The sequence below is a fragment of the Rhodospirillales bacterium genome, from assembly GCA_018666775.1.
In the GTDB taxonomy this organism is placed as follows: Bacteria; Pseudomonadota; Alphaproteobacteria; order SMXQ01; family SMXQ01; genus JABIXC01.
In genome coordinates this window covers 1-19484 of the sequence record JABIXC010000017.1, presented here as the reverse complement: position 1 = coordinate 19484, position 19484 = coordinate 1, and the positions used below count along the sequence as shown (strand labels likewise).

23 protein-coding genes are annotated in these 19484 nt (G+C 51.7%); 10 read left to right on the top strand and 13 right to left on the bottom strand.

What is annotated here, in order from left to right; all coding sequences use genetic code 11:
• The first annotated feature begins 154 nt into the window (after positions 1-154).
• Together HOJ08_08090 and HOJ08_08085 are read left to right on the top strand one after the other, a co-directional pair.
• Entirely contained in the window at positions 155-1183 is a 1029-nt protein-coding gene (locus HOJ08_08090; GenBank protein MBT5673393.1) for a fumarylacetoacetate hydrolase family protein, read from the top strand.
• Positions 1184-1211: 28 nt separating this feature from the next.
• On the top strand, positions 1212-1922 hold the full coding sequence (locus HOJ08_08085; protein MBT5673392.1) for a hypothetical protein: 711 nt from the start codon (positions 1212-1214) through the stop codon (positions 1920-1922).
• Between the two features lie 3 nt (positions 1923-1925).
• Here the strand turns inward: HOJ08_08085 and HOJ08_08080 are convergent, their stop codons facing one another.
• On the bottom strand, positions 1926-2636 hold the full coding sequence (locus HOJ08_08080; protein MBT5673391.1) for a glutathione S-transferase family protein: 711 nt from the start codon (positions 2634-2636) through the stop codon (positions 1926-1928).
• Between the two features lie 85 nt (positions 2637-2721).
• Between HOJ08_08080 and HOJ08_08075 the strand changes: the two genes are divergently transcribed.
• On the top strand, positions 2722-2895 hold the full coding sequence (locus HOJ08_08075) for a hypothetical protein (GenBank protein ID MBT5673390.1): 174 nt from the start codon (positions 2722-2724) through the stop codon (positions 2893-2895).
• Positions 2896-2901: 6 nt separating this feature from the next.
• Positions 2902-3987 (top strand): ABC transporter substrate-binding protein, encoded by a 1086-nt coding sequence (locus HOJ08_08070; protein MBT5673389.1) that lies wholly within the window; start codon positions 2902-2904, stop codon positions 3985-3987.
• A gap of 16 nt (positions 3988-4003) precedes the next feature.
• On the opposite strand, the gene HOJ08_08065 is transcribed toward HOJ08_08070, so the two are convergent.
• On the bottom strand, positions 4004-4954 hold the full coding sequence (locus tag HOJ08_08065) for an NAD(P)-dependent oxidoreductase (GenBank protein ID MBT5673388.1): 951 nt from the start codon (positions 4952-4954) through the stop codon (positions 4004-4006).
• A gap of 240 nt (positions 4955-5194) precedes the next feature.
• Between HOJ08_08065 and HOJ08_08060 the strand changes: the two genes are divergently transcribed.
• A complete protein-coding gene (locus HOJ08_08060) occupies positions 5195-5926 on the top strand; it encodes a class II aldolase/adducin family protein (protein ID MBT5673387.1) in 732 nt (243 codons plus the stop codon).
• Here HOJ08_08060 and HOJ08_08055 read toward each other — a convergent pair.
• The 3 genes from HOJ08_08055 to HOJ08_08045 form a co-directional block, all read right to left on the bottom strand.
• Positions 5923-7068 (bottom strand): Rieske 2Fe-2S domain-containing protein, encoded by a 1146-nt coding sequence (locus HOJ08_08055; protein MBT5673386.1) that lies wholly within the window; start codon positions 7066-7068, stop codon positions 5923-5925. The genes HOJ08_08060 and HOJ08_08055 overlap by 4 nt on opposite strands.
• A gap of 74 nt (positions 7069-7142) precedes the next feature.
• Positions 7143-7871 (bottom strand): queuosine precursor transporter, encoded by a 729-nt coding sequence (locus HOJ08_08050; GenBank protein MBT5673385.1) that lies wholly within the window; start codon positions 7869-7871, stop codon positions 7143-7145.
• Positions 7872-7907: 36 nt separating this feature from the next.
• Positions 7908-8129, bottom strand: coding sequence for a DUF3126 family protein (locus HOJ08_08045; GenBank protein MBT5673384.1), 222 nt, complete (start codon positions 8127-8129; stop codon positions 7908-7910).
• A gap of 135 nt (positions 8130-8264) precedes the next feature.
• Between HOJ08_08045 and HOJ08_08040 the strand changes: the two genes are divergently transcribed.
• The gene (locus HOJ08_08040; GenBank protein ID MBT5673383.1) at positions 8265-8612 is read left to right on the top strand and encodes an arsenate reductase; all 348 of its coding nucleotides are present in this window, start codon (positions 8265-8267) and stop codon (positions 8610-8612) included.
• A gap of 52 nt (positions 8613-8664) precedes the next feature.
• On the opposite strand, the gene HOJ08_08035 is transcribed toward HOJ08_08040, so the two are convergent.
• On the bottom strand, positions 8665-9984 hold the full coding sequence (locus HOJ08_08035; protein MBT5673382.1) for a hypothetical protein: 1320 nt from the start codon (positions 9982-9984) through the stop codon (positions 8665-8667).
• 401 nt (positions 9985-10385) lie between these two features.
• Between HOJ08_08035 and HOJ08_08030 the strand changes: the two genes are divergently transcribed.
• Positions 10386-11354, top strand: coding sequence for a hypothetical protein (locus tag HOJ08_08030; protein ID MBT5673381.1), 969 nt, complete (start codon positions 10386-10388; stop codon positions 11352-11354).
• A gap of 28 nt (positions 11355-11382) precedes the next feature.
• On the opposite strand, the gene HOJ08_08025 is transcribed toward HOJ08_08030, so the two are convergent.
• On the bottom strand, positions 11383-12252 hold the full coding sequence (locus tag HOJ08_08025; protein ID MBT5673380.1) for a TauD/TfdA family dioxygenase: 870 nt from the start codon (positions 12250-12252) through the stop codon (positions 11383-11385).
• A 104-nt stretch (positions 12253-12356) separates the two neighbouring features.
• Here HOJ08_08025 and HOJ08_08020 point away from each other — a divergent pair, with 104 nt between their 5' ends.
• The gene (locus HOJ08_08020; protein MBT5673379.1) at positions 12357-12953 is read left to right on the top strand and encodes a hypothetical protein; all 597 of its coding nucleotides are present in this window, start codon (positions 12357-12359) and stop codon (positions 12951-12953) included.
• Between the two features lie 10 nt (positions 12954-12963).
• On the opposite strand, the gene HOJ08_08015 is transcribed toward HOJ08_08020, so the two are convergent.
• From HOJ08_08015 to HOJ08_07990, 6 genes are all read right to left on the bottom strand, one after another.
• Positions 12964-13407, bottom strand: a complete 444-nt coding sequence (locus HOJ08_08015) for a group 1 truncated hemoglobin (GenBank protein ID MBT5673378.1) — start codon at positions 13405-13407, stop codon at positions 12964-12966.
• Between the two features lie 189 nt (positions 13408-13596).
• The gene (locus HOJ08_08010; protein MBT5673377.1) at positions 13597-15015 is read right to left on the bottom strand and encodes a hypothetical protein; all 1419 of its coding nucleotides are present in this window, start codon (positions 15013-15015) and stop codon (positions 13597-13599) included.
• A 210-nt stretch (positions 15016-15225) separates the two neighbouring features.
• Positions 15226-15486 carry a hypothetical protein gene (locus HOJ08_08005; protein MBT5673376.1) on the bottom strand — a complete coding sequence of 87 codons (261 nt, stop codon included), beginning with the start codon at positions 15484-15486 and terminating at the stop codon, positions 15226-15228.
• Between the two features lie 229 nt (positions 15487-15715).
• Positions 15716-16369, bottom strand: a complete 654-nt coding sequence (gene msrA / locus HOJ08_08000) for a peptide-methionine (S)-S-oxide reductase MsrA (protein ID MBT5673375.1) — start codon at positions 16367-16369, stop codon at positions 15716-15718.
• Between the two features lie 99 nt (positions 16370-16468).
• A complete protein-coding gene (locus tag HOJ08_07995; protein ID MBT5673374.1) occupies positions 16469-17287 on the bottom strand; it encodes a DMT family transporter in 819 nt (272 codons plus the stop codon).
• 142 nt (positions 17288-17429) lie between these two features.
• Positions 17430-18410: a trypsin-like peptidase domain-containing protein gene (locus HOJ08_07990; GenBank protein ID MBT5673373.1), complete on the bottom strand. Its 981-nt coding sequence runs from the start codon at positions 18408-18410 to the stop codon at positions 17430-17432.
• Between the two features lie 238 nt (positions 18411-18648).
• Between HOJ08_07990 and HOJ08_07985 the strand changes: the two genes are divergently transcribed.
• Together HOJ08_07985 and HOJ08_07980 are read left to right on the top strand one after the other, a co-directional pair.
• Entirely contained in the window at positions 18649-18855 is a 207-nt protein-coding gene (locus HOJ08_07985; protein MBT5673372.1) for a hypothetical protein, read from the top strand.
• Between the two features lie 246 nt (positions 18856-19101).
• Positions 19102-19484 (top strand): ABC transporter substrate-binding protein (locus HOJ08_07980; protein ID MBT5673371.1); only part of this gene is annotated, 383 nt, incomplete at its 3' end.

Sequence of the window (19484 nt, the reverse complement as noted above, 5' to 3'; positions counted from 1 at the left end):
TACCACCGCCTGTTTGTCGCGGCCTTGGTGACAGAGTGCCGCAATCCGGCGCGCTGGTCAACGCCCTTCCCTCCGATCTCACCCCGGTCTAAGCTGTGGGAATGGTTAAGAAAAATAACCCGAAACGGGGAATGCAAAAGGGAGCACACCCATTATGAAACTTCTCAGCTACACGGCTATGGGCGAACGGCCAAGGGCGCGGCGATTAGGCGTTTTAATCAACAATAACGGCACCGGAGACACCATCGGTGATGTGCGCGCGGGCTATGCCCGGATGTTGGCAGAATCTGGCGATACGCAGGCCGAAGACGTGGCCCAATTGCGCATTGGCCCAGAAAGCACCGCTTTGCTGACCGCAGGCCCCGCCGCAATGGATGCTGCGCGCGCAGGCGCGGCCTATTTAGAAAAACAGGCTGCCCATCTGGATGCGCGGGGCTTAAACGATGAACCCTTGTTTACCCCATTGGCCGATGCCGTGCTGTTTGCCCCCCTCAACCCATCAAAGGTGATCGCGGCTGGGCGAAATTATCGCGCCCATCACGCAGAAATGAGCGATTCCCCACAGCCCTTTGCCCTGCCCACCACCTGGTTCAAGGGATCATCGGCCATCGTTGGCCCCCATGATGACATCGTCAAACCGGCGGCGTGCAAGATGATGGATTATGAAACCGAAATGGCCTTTGTCATTGGCACGCGGTGCAAAAATGTGCCCGCCGAACACGCCATGGACATGGTTGCCGGCTACACCATTGCCAATGATGTCACCGCCCGCGATGTGGGCAAGGTTGAACGGCTGGAAGGTAACCGATTGTTGGGCAAAAGCTTTGATGGGTTTTGCCCCATGGGGCCATGTTTTGTCACCGCCGATGAAATTACAGACCCCAACAATCTGGCCATCCGCACCCGGGTGAACGGTGACATCCGCCAGGATGCCAACACCGAAGAAATGATCTGGAAAATTCCCCAAATCATTTCCTATATTTCCCAAATCGAATTGCTGCCGGGCGACGTGGTGCTGACCGGATCACCCGCCGGGGTGGCCAGTGGCAAAGATGGCGGTGATGATAAATTATTAAAGCCGGGCGATATTTTGGAATCCGAAGTCATCGGCATCGGCACCATGCGCAACCACATCATCGAAGACCCATTGCCCCCCAGCTGGCAGTGGAAACACAACACATAAAAATAACACTTATTTCAGGGAGGCTCTCATGGCAGAAGGCGACATTGGCAACAGAGGCGACAAAGGCGACATCCGTACCGACGACGACATGTGGCTCGCAAATTTTAAAGAAAATTATATCCCCGGTCCCGATGAACGCATCCCCGAAGGGGGTGAGGTGCCAAAGCCCACCGCGCTCATCCATGTCTCCATCGGCACCGATAAAAATTATGAAAAGATGGTCGATTTCTACACCCGGTTTTTTGATGCCCCGCCGGTCAATTTTCGCGACAAGCGCCAATTTGGCGGCGCGCGTGCGGCGTTTATTTCCTGGGATAACCGCGACCACCGCTTTGCCATTCTGGAACGCCCGGGCTGCACCTTCGCCACCGGGCGCGGCGGCATTGCCCATGCGGCGTTTCAATATGCATCGCTAAAAGATTTGGTGAAACTTTATCGCCAGGCCAAAAAATGGGGCATTGATCCAGCGCACTGCATCAACCACGGCCAATCGACGTCATTCTATTACACAGACCCAGACGGCAACGAGATCGAAACCTACATCGATAATTTCGACACGCCAGAACTCTGCACCGAATTCAAACACTGGATTCAATACCGCCCCGGCACCGATTACGACATGGCCGCCGGCTTCTTTGATCCCGCAAAAATGGGCGAACTATCCGACCAAGGCATAGACGAAAAAATCCTCCGCAACCGCGACGAAGTGATTAAATTTAAGGCTGAGGGAAAGCTTTAGCCCCTACTTCCGGGCCATCTGTCGATCCCCATAGAGGATAGAATGTTGGTCAACGGCGACATCGCCTCGGAGTTTGGTGTTGAGGTCTTGAATGATTTTATCGGCGCGTTGTACGGCGGGGCGGGCTTCGATGCGGGCGAGCCAGTCTTTCAGCCGCGGGGTGTCATCGATTTGGATGCCGGCGTTTTTCCAGCCGCGCACGCGGCCATAGGCCGAGATATCGGCGATGGTGTATGCGTCGGTGGCGATCCAGTCTTTATCGATCAATTGTTCATCGAGCACTTTGAACAGGCGCGCGGTTTCATTGCGAAAGCGCGTGGCGGCGTGTTCATTGCCTTCGGGAAATTCATGGACAAAATAATGGGCCTGTCCTAGGGCCGGGCCAAGATTGGCCGCGACCAGATGCAGCCATTCGATCACCTTGTAGCGCGCCACGCCCGATTTGGGCAGGAGTTGTCCGGATTTATCGCCGAGATATTCCAAAATGGCGCCAGATTCAAAGATCGATAGCGTTTCACCATCTGGCCCATCGGGATCAACAATGACCGGGATTTTATTGTTGGGGCTGATTTTCAGAAAATCCGGGGCGAATTGTTCGCCTTTGCGGATATTGACGATTAAGGTGTTGTATTCCAGACCGGTTTCTTCGAACATCACAAATATCTTGCGGGCGTTTCCGGTGGTCCAGAGATAAGCATCGATTTTTTTGGGCATGTCAGGTTCCCTTAATGGCTTACTTATTTTAATTTTCCTCAATTTAGGGGATCACGAGACCCATCAAAACCTTTAAAATGATTTTATGCGCGATTTTCTAAAAATCTACCTGCCCATCTCCGTGATTGTCATCATTGGTTTCATGGTGACCTATCGCTTTGTTGATCCGGCACCGCCCAAGACCATCACCATTGCCACCGGCGGCCCCAATGGTGCCTATAGTGCCTTTGCCGAACAGTATAAAACCGCCCTTAAATAATCTGGCATTACCGTCAAAATTCGCCATACCGCAGGGGCCCGTGAAAACCTTTCCCTGCTGACAGACCCCAAAAGCGGCGTGAGCATGGGCTTTGTTCAGGGCGGCATCGGTGATCCATATGGGGCGCCGGGGTTGAAATCGCTGGGCAGTCTGTTTTATGAGCCGGTCTGGCTGTTAACCCGGGGACAGAAACCACCGCGCAACATCGGCGAGCTGAAAGGCAAGCGCATTGCCATTGGCATGAAGGGGTCCGGCACCCGGGTTCTGGCGCGGACCTTGTTATCGGCCAACGGCGTGTATGGGGATAATTCGACGCTGGTTAACGTTGGCGGAGCCGAAGCACGGGCTTTGCTGGGCTTTGGCAAAGTCGATGCAGCCATTTTCGTATCCGCCAAACTGTCACCCGGATTGCTGGCCCAATTACGCAGGCCCAACATTCACCTCATGAACTTTTCCCGGGCCAAAGCCTATATGCGGCAATATGCCTATCTTTCCGAGGTCTCCTTGCCCCGGGGCGCATTGGGGCTTGAAAGCGATACGCCTTCACGCGATGTGACCATGCTGGCCCCAACGGCGGCCCTGGTGGTGCGTGACGATCTGCACCCGGCGTTGACCAATTTGTTAATGGCCACCATCACCAAGGTTCACAAGCCCGGTGGATTGACAACGCCCGCAGGTGTTTTCCCATCCCACCGCTTTCTTGATTTTCCCATCGACGAAGATGCCCAGCGGTATCTGAAATCGGGGCCAAGTTTCCTGCGCCGCGTTTTGCCGTTTTGGGCCGCCGTCATGGCAGAACGGCTGATGATCATGTTGGTGCCGTTGCTGACCCTGCTGTTTCCCCTGTTCAAAATTGCACCACCTGCGTATCGCTGGGGGATACGTCGGCGCATTTATCGCTGGTACGGTGAATTGCGCGAAATCGAAGAACAATTTCGAAAAGGCGACAGTGTTTTAAAAGAGCTTGTCGAGAGGCTGGACCGAATTCAAATTCAGGTCGGAGAGCTGCACGTGCCTTTGGGCCATACCGAACAGCTTTATCACCTGCGCCTCCACATTGATTTCGTTAAATCAATGATCACCGGCAAATGATCACGGGCAAGTAATTCTAAAATGCCCCGATCTCTGAAATTTCCTGAGCATAATCGGCCAAAGCCGCATCAAGGCTGTAGCCCGGTTCAAACCCCAGATGTTTTTTGGCGGCCCCCATATCAAGAATGGTGTCCCGGTTCTTGCCCCCCTTGCCGGGGATCACTTCGTATTCAAGCCCCGGGTGAATTTTTTGCACGGCCCCAATCAGATCATCGAACGGCGTGTTAATGCCGGTGCCGCCATTAAAGAACAGCATCTCTTTCGGCTGGGGCACGGTGGCTGCGGCATCCATAATGGCCCCGATGTCTTTTGAATAAATATATTCATTTGCCATGGTCTGGCCTTCGGGAATTTTTGCAACCCTGCCTTCATGACCTGCCACCATCAATTCATGAATTTTCGCACCACCCCCTGAACCGGACCAGAAATGGCCGTTGCCAAACACATTGGCCGGGCGCACCCCCACCAGTTCCAGATCATAGCGGTTGTGATAGGCCTCCAAGATCAGTTCCTTCGCAACCTTTGAATTGCCATAAGACCGGCCATGGCCACGATGCCAATCTTCCGACATTACTTTAGGGGTATCATCGCGGCGCATGTCATAGACACCAAACGTTGAAACATGAACCAGACGCCTGACATCCATTAAGCGTGACGCTTCTGCCACATTCATGGTGCCCTGAATATTGATTTGCAGGGCTGAATACATCAACTGATCCACCTTGCCGCCAATAATGCCTGCGGTATGGACCACCGTTTCGCATTTATATTCTTTGATGGTTTCGATCAATTTAGGCAGATCACGAACATCGCCGCGCACCTGCGCCACATCTTTTGTGCCCAGTTTTTTTGCGATAAAGTCTGCCCTTGGTTCAGGATCGAAAAAAACAACATCTTCATTACGCTTCAGGGCATTTTGAGCAAATGCCGTGCCGATCAGCCCGGCACCGGTTACCAACGTGGTCATGGGGTTCCTCCACCATTAAAATTTATACAGTTTTCAGCCAAAAACCGCTTTCATTCTTGGTAACCTACAACACGCACCTACGCAAGTGTGGCCCACGCAAGCAAAGCCATTTGAATCAAAGGCTCATTTCTTCTAACCTCTTTGCATGATCTCGCGCATAAGACGGGACAAAACAGGGAGAGACAAATCATGTGTGCATCACCGGTATCCATCACCCGCCTTGAAGGCAACCATCCCCCTATGAGCGATCAGGAGCGCGAAACCCGCGTCAATCTGGCCGCCATGTATCGATTGATCGCCCATTACGATATGGACGACAAGACATCGACCCATATTTCGGCCCGGGTGCCAGGAACCGATGACCAGTTTTTATTAAATCCCGAAGGCCGGTTGTTTCACCAGATGCGGGCATCGGACCTGATCAAGATCAACCTTGAAGGCCAAATTCTGGACGACACCCCCGACACCGTCATCCGCGCCGGCTACGTCATCCATTCCGCCATCATGGGCGCGCGACCCGATGTGGAATGCTGCGTCCATACCCATACCACCGCAGGCATGGCGGTATCGGCGCTGGAATGCGGGTTGTTGCCGGTCAATCAGAAATCCATGCGCTTCGTCGCCGACATGGCCTATCACAACTATGAAGGCTATGCGACGGACCTGGAAGAACGCGACCGATTGGTGGCCGATCTGGGCACGCGCAACTGGATCATCCTGCGCAATCACGGGCTATTGGTAACCGCCCCCAGCATGTGGTCGGCCTTTCGCTGGAGCTATTCTCTGGAGACCGCATGCCGGGTTCAGGTGGCCGCCATGAACACCGGGGGCGCGCTTAACCTGCCAGACATGGACGTGGTGAAATACACAGCAAAACAGGCCAACCGCCCGCGCGACCACATAACGCCGCCCGCAGAATGGCATTCACATCTCGAAATGCTGGACCGCGCCGATCCCGGGTTCAGGGATTAGCTGAGCGCGCGTTCTTCGCCGAGTTCGCGAGCGGAATCAGAGAAGTTTTTGCTGGCATCAAATTCGATGATTTGTTCGGCATTTTCATCACCTTCGCGCACCACCCCTGCCGGGTCGCGGCCTTCTTGAACGGCCTTGATCGATTCAAAAGCCATGTGTCGCCACATCACAACGCCCCGGTCCGATGTTCCCAGCGTTTCATTCTTACTGCGGTCATAAATCAACCCCTGGCTTTCCTGGGCGGCGCGATCTTGTTCATTGGAAACAACGCGCCACCAGCCATCATCAACCTTTTCATAGACGCCCCGCACATTTTTTCGCGCACCAGAGCTGACCAATCGATATGGGCCTTCTGGCGCCGCATTGGCCTTCACATAAAACGTGGTGGTCAGGTCATCATCGGTGGGCACACGAATGTGGAAAAATTCGCTGGGCACCGTGCCAACCCGGGCGCCATGACGACGGGTGGATGACGGAAAAATCTGGTGGCTGATATTGGTCAGCTCTCCGGGGTAATGGGATTCCTGGCGGCACCCATACCAGGTTTCGGTCCATTCAACCTCTGCCCGTTTCAAGGCAATCGATGGGTAAACCGGCGCATGCAGCGACATGGAATGATAGGGATCGGCACCATTTTCGGCCCGTTGCACCCAATTGCAATGATCGGTTTTTGACCATACTTCGCGGTGCATGTCTTCGCGCGATAGCAAATCATATTTCGGCAACACCGGCACCGGCATCGGCCCGATATAGGCAAATACAAATCCCGAAAGTTCCCGCACCTGACCGGCGCGCATTTTCACCCCGTCTTTCAGGGTTGATCCAACAGGTTCTGCCGGGGTCTCCAGACATTGGCCATCGGCATCGAACAGCCAGCCATGATAGCAACAGCGAATGCCTGTGTCTTCGACCCGGCCATGTTCCATGGAGACGCCACGGTGGGGACAGGATTTATCCAAAAGCCCGACTTGGCCTTTGCCTTCGCGGAACAAAACAAAATCTTCGCCAAGATGGCGCACAATAACGGGTTCATTTTTCAGGTCATCAGACAGAAATACCGGCCACCAATAGCGGCGCAACATTTCACCGCCGGGCGTTCCGGGGCCAACACGCGTTAAGGCTTTGTTCTCTTCTGGTGTCATGTGCTTTCTCCCTAATAATGGACCCCTTTTCGAGGTTCTATCGCCATTTTAGACAGAGAATGGCCAAGCGGCAATCACTTCGCGTGCGCTTGGCCCGTGATCCGACGCACCCAATAGACCCCAAGATAGATAAAGGGCGTATCGGCCAAGGCCATCAAAACCTTGAACAGGTAACTGGCGATAATAATTTTCCCCACCAAAACCCACGGCAGGCCAAGGCCAAAGCCTAAAAAAATCGAATTCACGATGACCGTATCGACCATCTGGCTGATCATGGTGGAGGCATTGTTGCGCAGCCATAAATGGCGGCCATTGGTCACCCGTTTCCAGAAATGAAACAACCGCACATCCATCAATTGGGCCACAAGATACGCCGTCATGGACCCAAAGATTAAAATGCCCGGCAGCGTAAAGACGGATTCGAACGCGCGTTGCATTTCGCCAACCGTCCCATAATGGACACTGCCCGCAGTCCAGGCAGGTGCGCCTGGCAACACCAATGAGATTTGAATGAACACCAAAGAAATCAGGCTCATGACAAAGCCTGTCACCACCATCAAATTTGCTTTTTTGCGGCCATAGACCTCGCACACGATATCGGTCATCAAAAACGTAAAGGGATAGGTGATCAACCCCATGGTCAGGGTGATGGATTCTCCGAATAAACCCTGGGGCATGGTTTCGGGGAATGCCAGAAACAACTTTACCCCGATGATGTTGGTCAACACCAACACCACGACAAAACCCGCCATCAAGATGGCAAAAACATGTTCAGAACGGGTCAATAATGATTCTGGGTTCATGTGTGGCCCCGTGTGTCGCGGCTTAGCCGCCCACGCTCAGCCTCCGGTTGGGGGCAAGTCTTCTTCCAGAATGGAAACCATCAATGTGTATGACACTTCGCCTTCATCTTCGTCGCGATGCAGCACGCCGACAAATTCCGGGCCGGTGCGCACTTCGATGGGCGCACCCGGCTTTTTCGGTTGGTCGATCATAATGCGCTGATTGTCAAAGGCCGTCCGTAGATAGGTCTGTACCCTTGCAATTTCGATGGCGTCCATATTACTTCCCCGTTTCTGTATCGGTCTGGTTTTCTGTGTGGTTTCCTGTTTTACAAGAGCCCGCGCCAAACGCAAAGCCCTGCATCTAAAAAAATCGGTCTATAATCAAGAAAATGACAAGAAACAGGATAAATGATGATTATCGTTTACGGCATTAAAAATTGTGATACCTGCAGATCAGCCCTGAAATGGCTGTCGGCCCAAAACATTGAACACCGGTTTCACGATTTCCGCAAAGACGGCATTGATGCGTCTAAAATTACCGCCTGGGTTGGGGCGTTGGGCTGGGAAACGGTCCTGAACAAACGCTCTACCACCTGGAAGGGCTTGGCGGAACCATCCCGGGCCAATCTGGATGACAAACGCGCCATCGCCCTGATGGCAGCCTCCCCCACCCTGATCAAGCGCCCTGTGATTGAGGGCGGTGCCAATGTGACGGTCGGCTTCACCGACACGGTGCAAAAGGGTTTAAAGCACACATAAAAACGCCCCCGGGAATTCCCCGAGGGCGTTTTCGTTCAGGTGTTCCCCAAAACTACTTCTTACAGTTCACTTCTTTCGCTTCCTGGCCGGCACCCGGATAGACGAAGGTACAGGTCATGCCAGCCTTGATTTTTTTGCGCTTCACCTTTTTACCGTTGAGCATGACTTTGGTGCGCGATCCCGAAACCTTGGCCTTCACTTCTTTACCCTTAAACATAAGGTAAATACGGCGACCGCCTTTTTTGGTCTTGGTGACCTTGCCGGAATGGCGCGCCAGGGCTTCCTTTACCCGCTTGATCGGCCCCTTGTAGCGGATCAGGCTGGCCAGGTTCTCAATGGTCTTTTTTGGCGCGGCTGCCATGCTTCCAATCATTTTCTGAATTTCACCACCGGAAACAAAGACAATCTCACGCCTGCGTTTCTTGGCTTCTGCCAGGAATTTCTTCTCTGACACCATGGCAGTGAAGGCCTTGCGCATGGCAGCAACCCGATCTGCAGGGACCTTTGGGCCCAGCATGAAGGGACGGCCCATGGCCTTTTCTGTCAGCATCAAACGCCAATAGGTCTTGACCTCATCGACGGTGAACTGTGGCAGGATCTGCTCCTTGGTGATGAAATCAAACACCAACGGCACATTGGGCAGGTCTGGATGTTTCTTCAACGACAACTGCACAAAGACATTGACCTTGTTTCCAGAAATCCATTCTGGATTGCCATTGCGCAGCGATGACCAAGACTGGGTCTGGCCTTCCACTTCGCCCCGTTCCATGGCAAGGCGGATGGTGGTGGAGGATGAATAGCCCATCACCAATTTGAATTTCGCTCCCATGGTGTTGTTCAACAGGGATGGATAATATTCCGTGTCATTGGGACCAACCGCACCAAAGATTGCCACATGCTTAAAGGCATCCTGCATGGTCTTCACCTTGGCCTTGTGCCAGGTGTAGACGACGCCTGCTTCGTTATTGAGGCTGCCCAACCAGTTGATCTTCGATGACAAGTAACGTGGGCCTTTTTTGCCCAAAATTTGGGCGAAGGGAATACTCCGCTGGGGGGCACCCATAACAGAGCCATCTTGAGGCGCAACATTATAGACGTAATTGACGCTGACGATGGAAGCAGCACCCGGCATATTTTTCACGATAATCCGGGATGGTTTTCCGGGCAGGAAGCGTCCGATATGGCGAGCCACCAGCCGGCCATAGGTGTCATACCCGCCGCCGGGGTCGGAGCCGACGATCATCTGCAATTTGCGGCCCTTATAGAATTCTGCGGGTGAGGCCGCCATCGCCGCCATCGTCGTGGTTGCCACCACCGCAACGCCGAGGAGTCCCGCAAGCCCGCGAGAAATTGTCATTTTTTTCGAAATCATATTCTTCCCCCTGTAAGGATTTTTAAGCGAATTATCCATTTTGAGTGGGTCAACCTACCACCCCTTCCGGTCAGGGTTAATAACTCCTTTGGCAAATACACCAATATGCCCGGATCAAGCGTCCCGTAATTGGGGCGGCTCTGATACCAAAGTGGGTTTTATCAATACTGTAACGTTGGGGCTGATGGGCTAAAATCGCCGAATTTTCTTCGGAACTTCTTGTTAAAAACCGCCAGTTTCCAACACATCCTTAATTTTGGAAGCAACAATGCCGCAATCATTTCATCAGGGTTAATAACTCATTTAGGTTATACCGCGATATTTAAAGCCCCTATTCCGCTTGGGCCTGAAAATCGGGTCTGGCGCTTAGAATCAGCTCACTCAGTCGGATTGCTTAAGCCATGACCATGACAGAAGAAGTATCACTGGAGGATCTGTCTCTCCCCAAAACCATCGATTTTTTGTTCGAACACAAACTGTTCAGCATTGATTGTGCCGTTTTTCGAAAGACTTCAGACGGCGATGAAATTGCCCTGTTTGTCCCCATCGGTGATGCGGTGGCCGGTATCCCCGTTCGCCAGATTGCTGACGGTTTTGAAATCAAGGACAATTCCATTGATTCAAAGCTTTTGCATTACGTCACCATGGGCCTGAAATATGTGCGCGAAATCCGCCCGGGCGATTCTCTCCCCCGCGAGGTTCTGCTGGGCACCGCGCCCTGGATGATTGATGAAAAATACAAAACAATCGCCCGCAGCCGTATCAAACTGCAATTGGCGCTGCAATCGACCGGCGAAGATATCGGCGAGTTTACGACTGAGCAACTTATTGCCAAAGCGAATGAAACAGAAATGGGTGTTTTGGCCGAAAAAGAATATGTCGCCATGTCGGAAAAGCTGACGCTGGGCGAAAATGTCGAAGACAAGCTTGAGGGCACCAAGGAACTGGCGGAACGTCTTGCCATGGAAATGTGCTATATTGATGCGCTCCGCGAACAGATGCAGAAAATCAAGCTCGTCCAAAAGAAGATGAAGACGTTTGCATCCTCTTATAGCAATGAAAAATCTGTCCACGAATCGATCATTCGCTGCAACACCTTGGTCGACACGCCCATCCGGGAAACCTTTGATCGTTTCGACGAGCTTGATGCCTACACCTGCGAAGTTCTCAACACCCTGCGTCAATTTGATACCCAGGTTGCCCATATCCGCGAGGTCCGGGACCAGCTGCGGGACATCTTTATGCTATGGGAAGAATTGCTTAATAAATGGGCTGATAAAAACCCCAGCGACAAGGCAGATGCCGATTTTCTGATCCGCGAAACCTATCAGTTCGCAGCGCGACACTTTGTGCAAACAAGTGAGTGGTAGAGGCGTGAGTGGTAAACGATAAACCCGTTTATTCGTGAACCGGTTCACCTTCAATCGTGCAACGGCGCAACAAGCGATCTTCATCCTCTGGGAAATAGGTCCGCCCATGAACCAGACAACGGTTATCCCACATCACCAAATCATGTAAGGCCCATTGATGGGCATAAATGAATTCCGCACGCTCGATATGGTCGAACAACTGGCTCAACAGGTCTTTGCTTTCGTCTGCATCCATACCCTCGATGGCGGCGGTCATCAACCGATCAACAAACAATGATTTGCGCCCCGTTTCAGGATGGGTCACCACCATTGGGTGATACCAATGGGGCGACTTGCTGATGTCTTCTGACAGGTCCACCTCTGCGGATCGTTTGTATTGATGGATGTGGAGCGCTTTGCGCCCAGTGATCTTCTTTTTAAGATCATCAGACAGTGCATCATAAGCCATATAGCCATTCGCAAACAGCGTATCGCCCCCGCTGGATGGCAATTCCACCCCATACAAAAAAGTGTGTTTATAGGGCCGTTCTGTATAGCCCGCATCGATGTGAAACCACATATCGCCTTCGCCAAAGGCCCCAATGGGCTTTCCATCGACCGTAATGTTGCTGACCAAAAGGGTATGGGGTTCGTTTTGATAAATGCCTTCGGTGGCTTTTTTCAGAGCGCTTTTTGCCCGTTTACGTTCCCCCAGCGTGCCAAAATTAGCGGCAAAACGCAGCTGCTCTTCCTGGGTGATCTCTTCGCCCCGGATCACCAGAACGCAGTATTTCAGCCATAATTCCCGGATTTGCTCGACCACAGCACCGGATAATGGCTTGCTAAGATCAAGCCCCAGAATCTCCGCGCCCAACACGGGGGAAAGCTCCCTAACCTCTAATGTCTCTAATCCATCCATGTCCCATGTTCCCATTTCAGGCATGAAAGGGTCAAGGTGCTTGCCTGGGCCCAAAGATTATCCCACCCTTAGGCAAGAGACATAAAACAAACAGGAGATGTTTGGTGGCAAACCCGCAACTGCCCGCCTTTAAGGATTTTATCCAAAACCTGCGTTTGGCCTTCGCCGATGCAAAGGGCGACACAGAGGCCGCCATGAACCGGGCCAAAGATCTTTTGCAAGACCTGATCAATGACGACAGCATTCTTGCCCATTCCAAAACCTGGCCATCAACAGAGGGCCACAAGAACCTCTTGCTCCACGAAGACACCGATTACAATTTTGTCATCAACGCCGTGGTGCGCACCATTGACCGCCAGCGTGGCATCCACGATCACGCTCATGCCTGGACGGCCTATGGCATTGTTGATGGCACAGAAGAACTGGCGCGCTATCGACGCACCGATGATGGATTGGTCGAAGGCCATGCGGTGGTTGAATGTGAAAGCAAAACCATAGGGACCCGGGGCGCCGTCGATCTGGTGCCGCCCTTTGGCATTCATGCGGAAAACGGGGGCAAGGAACGATCCGTTGCCATCATTATTCGTTCGGAAAGATTGGTGGGAAAGGTTTTACAAGGCCGGTTTAAACCAGACACCAACACCACGTACCGGGGCCACGGCCCAGACCAGGTGCCGTTCGAAATAAATGCACTGGATTAAAAAATCGCGTTTAAGCGACCGCTGATTTGTGGGCCGGTTTTGGAACAGAAATAACCGGTTCTGTTTTGTATCGGCCTTTGCATTCATCAATGGATGCCTTGACCATCCCTGACTTGAAGCTCATGTCGAATTGCAACCAACGCTCGTGCAGTTCAACGGGCACTTTTGCCGTGTGCAGGGCTTCTTTCAAAATGACATGGCGCAATTCGAACACTTCATCGGTGATAAACAAATGGGTGTGGGCCGATGCCGGAATCCGGCCAAAATAACCGGTAACGCCGCACAGCTCTGACAGGAAGAAATCGGTTTGTTGGGATTCCAGAAAATCGCGACTTTTGCCTTCAAAAAACCCCTTCAGCCATGGATGAGACAATAGCTTGCCATAGAAAATGCGATGGACTCGCTCCATGCATTCCCGGCCTCCCAATGCCTCTAGATAGGCTTCTCTGTCCACGCGATACACCTCAAAAAAACTCGGCAAAAAACACCCCGCCGCTCCTGATAACCTGCCCCAATCCCCTTAAAAAGACGTGAATAGCACGCTAAATTAACTCTAAAAAACCACCAAAACCCGCTAAAAATCAAAAAACCCCGGCGATTTGCCAGGGCTCTTGTCTTTAAAATTTTATGAAATCAGAAGTTTTTAAAGCTGTCCACTTATCCGCTTCAAGAAATTGGGAATCTCCAGCAAGTCATTATGTGCATTTCCAGCGATCCCAGCCTCACTCTTAGCAATGGGCGGGTTTTTGGGATCAGTACTGCCTTTTTCCTGCACTGAATGTACCGGTTTTGGTGGTGATGGATTCCACGCACGAAGATGTTGTCCAAGAAATTCATAAAAACGGGGAACTAAATCTTCTAGGTCCTCAATGACAGTGCGCCGCCCTTTAAACCGTCGAGTATCTGAAGTGGTAACGATCACTTCAAAGGCTCGAACCTCTGAGGACGTTGTCACCTCATTCACAATTTCGGGATTCTCTAATAATTCTTCCAACGAAAAGTATGAGGTCGCCACTCGAGATGCCCATACCACGCCAACTTTAACGTCATTTAATTTTATATCTTTTAGCTGGCGTAACAACCAATTCACCCGGGCCTTGGTTGTTTTTCTTTCTTTAGGAGCATCCAATTTCATGGCAACTTTAATAGACTTTGCACGAAGATCCGCCGTTATAAATAGGTCAGATGCCGCATTCGGAACCTCCAGAATGCTTTCCAGTTTTCCATGGGTTGCTAAAAACTCTGATCCATTTTTAAGCCGAAGTTCCGGATCGCTTTCATGAGCCCGGCTCATTTTCAATGATATATTACAACCAATCGCACGACTCATTTGAAGGGCGAGGTCACGTAATTCCTGATACCAAGCAGATACAATATCAGCAGCATTATCACCCTTCTGAATAAAGCCTCCGGCCTGAATATGCCCAATTTCTTCACCCCAAGCTGGGGGCATGGAAGTAAACCCGCTCACACCGGCAGATTCATGTGAAAAGAAACGAATAAATTCCCGTATCAAAAACGCCTGTTCTGTATCTAAACGTTCCCCCTGTTCATGCATCAACACAGCATTCGTCAGGAGCGCCGTCCATGAGAAATGAAGCAAATGCACGCTTCGAATAAGGTTTTTATTCACCTTAACTGGTGAATGCGTTGGAGAGGATGAAAATTCATTTGAAATTGTAATCACGGCATCAATGCCGTTTTCCCTCGCAAGCTGCAAGTAACGCTCTACTTGGTTTTTATCCAACTTGCTGGTCCCTATTTTTGCTTCTACTAGGGCTAGCCAGCGCTTCTTACCCACCTGAACCTCAATTAATCCATCAGGACGATCCTTCTTATTAGCGATCACACTCTTCGCCGGAACCACCTCGATAAACGTATTTACAATGGCCCTTGTACCGACACGCTGACCAATTTGAGAAAGAACCCCATCTGCAAATTTAGGGACAGCAGATAAAACTGATAAAAAAATTGAAGTCGCTTTCTGTTCTTTCCCAGAATCAGAAATTACGGGAAACAAGCGAGCAACTTCACCAGATTTTAGGTAGCTAGGTAAATCCATTTCAATCCTCCCCAATTATTTTAACCCATGCTACACAACCTATAGAAATTTACTATTATATTATTCTACCTAAGATAATCAGGTTTCATCCGCCCGCACTCAACTATTGATTTTCTGCTCCAAAACCCGCTAAAAATCAAAAAACCCCGGCGATTTGCCAGGGCTGAATTCATTTATGCGGTGGAACGGTGTTCAGGGCTTGGGAACGGGCTATTTCTTGCCTTTTTTCTTTGTGTCTTTGTCTTTCTTCTTGCCGGACCGGACGATGGAGACAATCTTGGGCCGTTGCTTGCCAGACATCTCGGCGATCTTGGCTTGCTGCTCTGCGAAATAGGCCTCTACTGCCCCATCCCCTTCAATGCCTTGAAGAACCTCTGCTGGCACTTTGCAGTTTGAATTGCGGCTATCATCATCAAAGACCACATCATACATGACGTAACTCGTCGTGCCCTTGGGCTGCTTCCTGGCCATGATGGTTCTCCTATAAGATGCAGATGAAACGACGCTTAAACCCGCATCCCCACCGGGGGCATGGTGCATGTCGTCAGCAATGCGTGTTGTATATTTTATATCCCCCCCCAAAACAAATCAAAAGTGACCAAGACGCCACATGGCTGCCATGTGAGGGACGGTTTTTGGTGGTTTGGGGCGGTTTGTGCGGTTAAGCCCAAGCCGGTGCGGCGCTCGGTCTGGTGCCCGCTTAGTGCGTATCTATACCGCGCATGGCGTCGGCGCCCCATAGGGCCTTGAGCCGGGCATCGCGCCCGCAGCGATAGCGGTAAAACTTGTATTGCAAGGGGCTCCGTTTGTAATAATTCTGGTGGTAATCCTCAGCAGCGTAGAACGGCCCGGCCGTGAGCACCGGGGTCCGGACCTTGCGTTTTTTGAGCACCCCCGATTTGATGAGCTTGGCCTTTGAGGCCATCGCCAATTGGCGTTGTGCCGGATTGGTGGCAAAGATGGCAGAGGTGTAGCTCTGGCCCCGGTCGCAGAACTGGCCGCCGCCGTCGGTGGGATCGACCGAGTGCCAAAAGATATCAACCAGCGTGGTGTAGCTCACCTGTTTGGGATCAAAGGTAATCTTCACTGCCTCTCGGTGGCCACTGGCACCAGCGGTGACCTGGGCATAGGTGGGATTTTTCACCCGCCCGCCTGTATAGCCAGAGATAGTATCAAGCACGCCCGGCACAGAATCAAAATCAGATTCGACGCACCAGAAACAGCCCCCCGCAAAGATCGCTACCGCTGAGGCCCCGGGTTTGTCCTGTGCCGCGGTTGGAACCATCTGGGAAAACATAAGGGCCACGCCAAGAACAAGTGCGAGGGCAGCTCCCCGATGGTTAAATACGTTCATGGCATTGTTCCTTTGTGGTCTCCAATCCAAAAAGTTTAGCACTGCTTTTCAGGCAGGTCACCCATGGCGCTTAGGCGTTCAATGCGCATTGGGGTAAATTTATGACCTGTCTTGTTTGACTGAGCGCTGTGCCAACACGATTGCAACGCCACCCAGCGTTGCGGCAGAGGCCAGCAACAGACGCAGCGTTATCTGTTCAGAAAGCAAAAGGACCCCGCCAAAGGCCGCGATTGCCGGCACGGAGAGCTGCACGGTCGCGGCACGGCTGGCCGTCAGGCCGGGAAGGGCTGCATACCAAATGACATAGCCACAGCCAGAGGTGATAGCCCCCGATGCCACCGCCAAGAGCAAGCCATAGGGCGTGGCGCTAAAATCGTTCCAAAAAAACAGGCTGACAATCAACGCCAAAGGCACCGAATAGGCGAAGCTTGCCGCAGTGGCCTTGAGGGGGTCTGAGACGCCCCTGCCCGACAACGAATAAAGCCCCCAGGCAATCCCCGCAATCATCATGAAGATGGCCCCCAATGGATCGGGCGCGCTCAATCCGGGAGACACCAAATAAATCAGCCCAACAACGGCCAGCGTAAGGCCCGCCCATGACAAGCGCGGAAAGTGTTCGCCATCGCGCAACGCAAAAATGAACATCGTCAGCTGAACCGCGCCAAAAAGCACCAACGCCCCCGTCCCCGCACTGAGTGATAAATATGCGAAGGAAAAAAACACCATGTACGTAAACAACATGGCCCCAAGACGCCAATCTTTCGTGCCATGATCAAGGCCTTGCCGACGCAGCAGCACCATCAAGCTCAGCGCCAGCGCACCAGAGGCCACCCTGACGGTCGTAAAGCTTGCCGCATCAATAAGCCCTTCGCCCAAAGCCAACCGACACAACAATGAATTCGCAGCAAACGCCACCATGGCAATGGCCGTAAACAACACGGTGCGCAGTGGGATATACCTAAAACGATTCAACAAGATGCCCTTTCAACAATGAATGCTGGCATAGCTTACCCTGTCTTCTTAAATACTTTCAGCCCGTTTTGATAACGCGTTGTCGCTTTTACTTTGCCTTGATTTTCAGGGCCGAGAGGGCATTTGATATGGGGATGAATAGGCCGAGGCCTTCGGCGCCAGGGGTGACAACTTTTAGAACACTAACGCCAACAACATTGCCATTCTGATCAACAAGCGGGCCACCGCTGTTGCCGGGCGATATTGACGTGTCTGATTGTATAAACTTTTTTCCATTAAAGTTTCTAAACCCGCTGACGATGCCTTTCGAAATTGTGGAATGTAGCCCTTCTTCAATCGGCGTGCCGATCGCGTAAACCTGCTCTAGCCTGGTGAGGGGTTTATGGCGAATGGGAAGCGGGTTTGGCACATGCAGCCCAACCTTGATTAAGGCAATATCGCGGCTCTTTAATTTTCGAATGACGCGGGCGGGCACCTCAATGCCATTGTTAAGCACGACACCAACCTTTTTGGAATCACCAACGACATGGGCATTTGTTAGCATATAGCCATCATTTGAAATGAAAAATCCAGAACCATGGCCCCCGCCGATACGTACTGTCGCAACTGCCGACAGAACCTTTGCCATCTTTGATTTGATTGGCCGATCCGTTTCTGGCTTGAAATTTATCTTTAACCCAGTACCCGCAAAACTGCGCGCTGGAGCGCTATCACTTTTCCGCTCTGCCAAGGTGACAAATTTTGCACTGGTGACAAGGTTCTGGGCGGCATTAGAAAACGCACCCTGGAACATTAACAACGGTCCATTTCTGATCTGCTTGACCTGTTTATGATAGCCTTGTGTTTTGAGTTTAAACACAACCTGATCCGTGACCGTGGATAAGATTGACCACTCAACATCCACATAAAACTCGCCACTAAATTGGTTTAGTCTTCCGCCATTAATAACATCGGTTTCCCGGCATATATTGCTGGCGATTTTCGTAATATTTGCACCAATCATATACTCCGCTTTTTGCGCAGATTTTTTCCGCTTAAACAGATCATGGGGATCGCCCTTGATGTTCACCCCGGCCTTAGAGACGACATCATGAAACACCTCTCCAAATTCTGTGCCCCAATTGCCCAGAATTCTGGAACCATTGTCCCAATACAAAAAAGACAATGATCTGCCCGTGAAGTTACAAAACGTTCCTTCAATGCCATCTATCCCGCCCATTGGATACCGGCCGATCACCGTCCCGCGCTTGATGTTTGCCACAACCTTGCTGAGCGCAAAACTGGCCTGTTTATGGAGGGGTTTGGAAATGGCCGAACGGTCTAAAGGTTCAACCCTTGGGATCATCATCTTGGTGGCGGTAAAGACGCAACCACTCGTCAGTGCAAAAGCAGCAACAATTAATGCAACCCGTCTAATAACTGGCGTATTCATCCATTCCCCCATTTTTTTGGTCTCTACCATGATTAGTAAAAACTTCGCGATATTGCAATCTTATCTATTCATGGCGATTTAAATTAAACTATAGGAAGCAAAACTGCCCCTCCAGAAATGTGTTTGAAAATGCTGCCCAATCATTTCAATCTTTGTGCGTCTATGACGGACCAAGCTGATCTCGCACGGTTTGCCAACCATGTAACGTCCAGAAAGGGCTGCATAAAACATCTATAATTTGATCCCCACAGGTGCCACACTCACACCACCCAGCCACCAATTATGGCTGCCCAGCGCCACAATGAGGGGCGCCAAAAAGGAGCTGATGATGAAACGGGCCTTTGTGACCGGGGCCTTAATGGTCGCCATGATGGTGGGCCAATTTTGGGTCGGGGTGGCAAGTGCAGCATGCGGCAAAGTCACCATTGCCGAGATGAATTGGGCGAGCGCGCAAGCGGCTGCCAATATTGATCGGCTGATTTTAAAACATGGCTATGGCTGTGATGTTGAAACGGTTCCGGGCGACACGGTGCCAACCATGACGTCGATGACCGAAAAGGGCAAACCCGACATCGCACCAGAGCTTTGGCTGAATTCAATCAAGCCGCAAATCGCCAGAGCCGTCAAAGAGGGCCGCATCAAAATTGCCGGTGACGTTCTTGAAAACCCGGCCACCTTTGCCGGTGAGGGGTGGTTTATCCCGAAATACAT

Coding starts and splice junctions, on each gene's coding strand:
- HOJ08_08030 (MBT5673381.1), top strand. CDS start 10,386: ATGACCATGACAGAAGAAGTATCACTGGAGGATCTGTCTCTCCCCAAA.
- HOJ08_08080 (MBT5673391.1), bottom strand. CDS start 2,636: ATGCCCAAAAAAATCGATGCTTATCTCTGGACCACCGGAAACGCCCGC.
- HOJ08_08025 (MBT5673380.1), bottom strand. CDS start 12,252: ATGGATGGATTAGAGACATTAGAGGTTAGGGAGCTTTCCCCCGTGTTG.
- HOJ08_08090 (MBT5673393.1), top strand. CDS start 155: ATGAAACTTCTCAGCTACACGGCTATGGGCGAACGGCCAAGGGCGCGG.
- HOJ08_08075 (MBT5673390.1), top strand. CDS start 2,722: ATGCGCGATTTTCTAAAAATCTACCTGCCCATCTCCGTGATTGTCATC.
- HOJ08_08035 (MBT5673382.1), bottom strand. CDS start 9,984: ATGATTTCGAAAAAAATGACAATTTCTCGCGGGCTTGCGGGACTCCTC.
- HOJ08_08085 (MBT5673392.1), top strand. CDS start 1,212: ATGGCAGAAGGCGACATTGGCAACAGAGGCGACAAAGGCGACATCCGT.
- HOJ08_08065 (MBT5673388.1), bottom strand. CDS start 4,954: ATGACCACGTTGGTAACCGGTGCCGGGCTGATCGGCACGGCATTTGCT.
- HOJ08_08045 (MBT5673384.1), bottom strand. CDS start 8,129: ATGGACGCCATCGAAATTGCAAGGGTACAGACCTATCTACGGACGGCC.
- HOJ08_08050 (MBT5673385.1), bottom strand. CDS start 7,871: ATGAACCCAGAATCATTATTGACCCGTTCTGAACATGTTTTTGCCATC.
- HOJ08_08060 (MBT5673387.1), top strand. CDS start 5,195: ATGAGCGATCAGGAGCGCGAAACCCGCGTCAATCTGGCCGCCATGTAT.
- HOJ08_08055 (MBT5673386.1), bottom strand. CDS start 7,068: ATGACACCAGAAGAGAACAAAGCCTTAACGCGTGTTGGCCCCGGAACG.
- HOJ08_08040 (MBT5673383.1), top strand. CDS start 8,265: ATGATTATCGTTTACGGCATTAAAAATTGTGATACCTGCAGATCAGCC.
- HOJ08_07985 (MBT5673372.1), top strand. CDS start 18,649: ATGGCCGAACGGTCTAAAGGTTCAACCCTTGGGATCATCATCTTGGTG.
- HOJ08_08010 (MBT5673377.1), bottom strand. CDS start 15,015: ATGGATTTACCTAGCTACCTAAAATCTGGTGAAGTTGCTCGCTTGTTT.
- HOJ08_08005 (MBT5673376.1), bottom strand. CDS start 15,486: ATGGCCAGGAAGCAGCCCAAGGGCACGACGAGTTACGTCATGTATGAT.
- HOJ08_07995 (MBT5673374.1), bottom strand. CDS start 17,287: ATGGTGGCGTTTGCTGCGAATTCATTGTTGTGTCGGTTGGCTTTGGGC.
- msrA (MBT5673375.1), bottom strand. CDS start 16,369: ATGAACGTATTTAACCATCGGGGAGCTGCCCTCGCACTTGTTCTTGGC.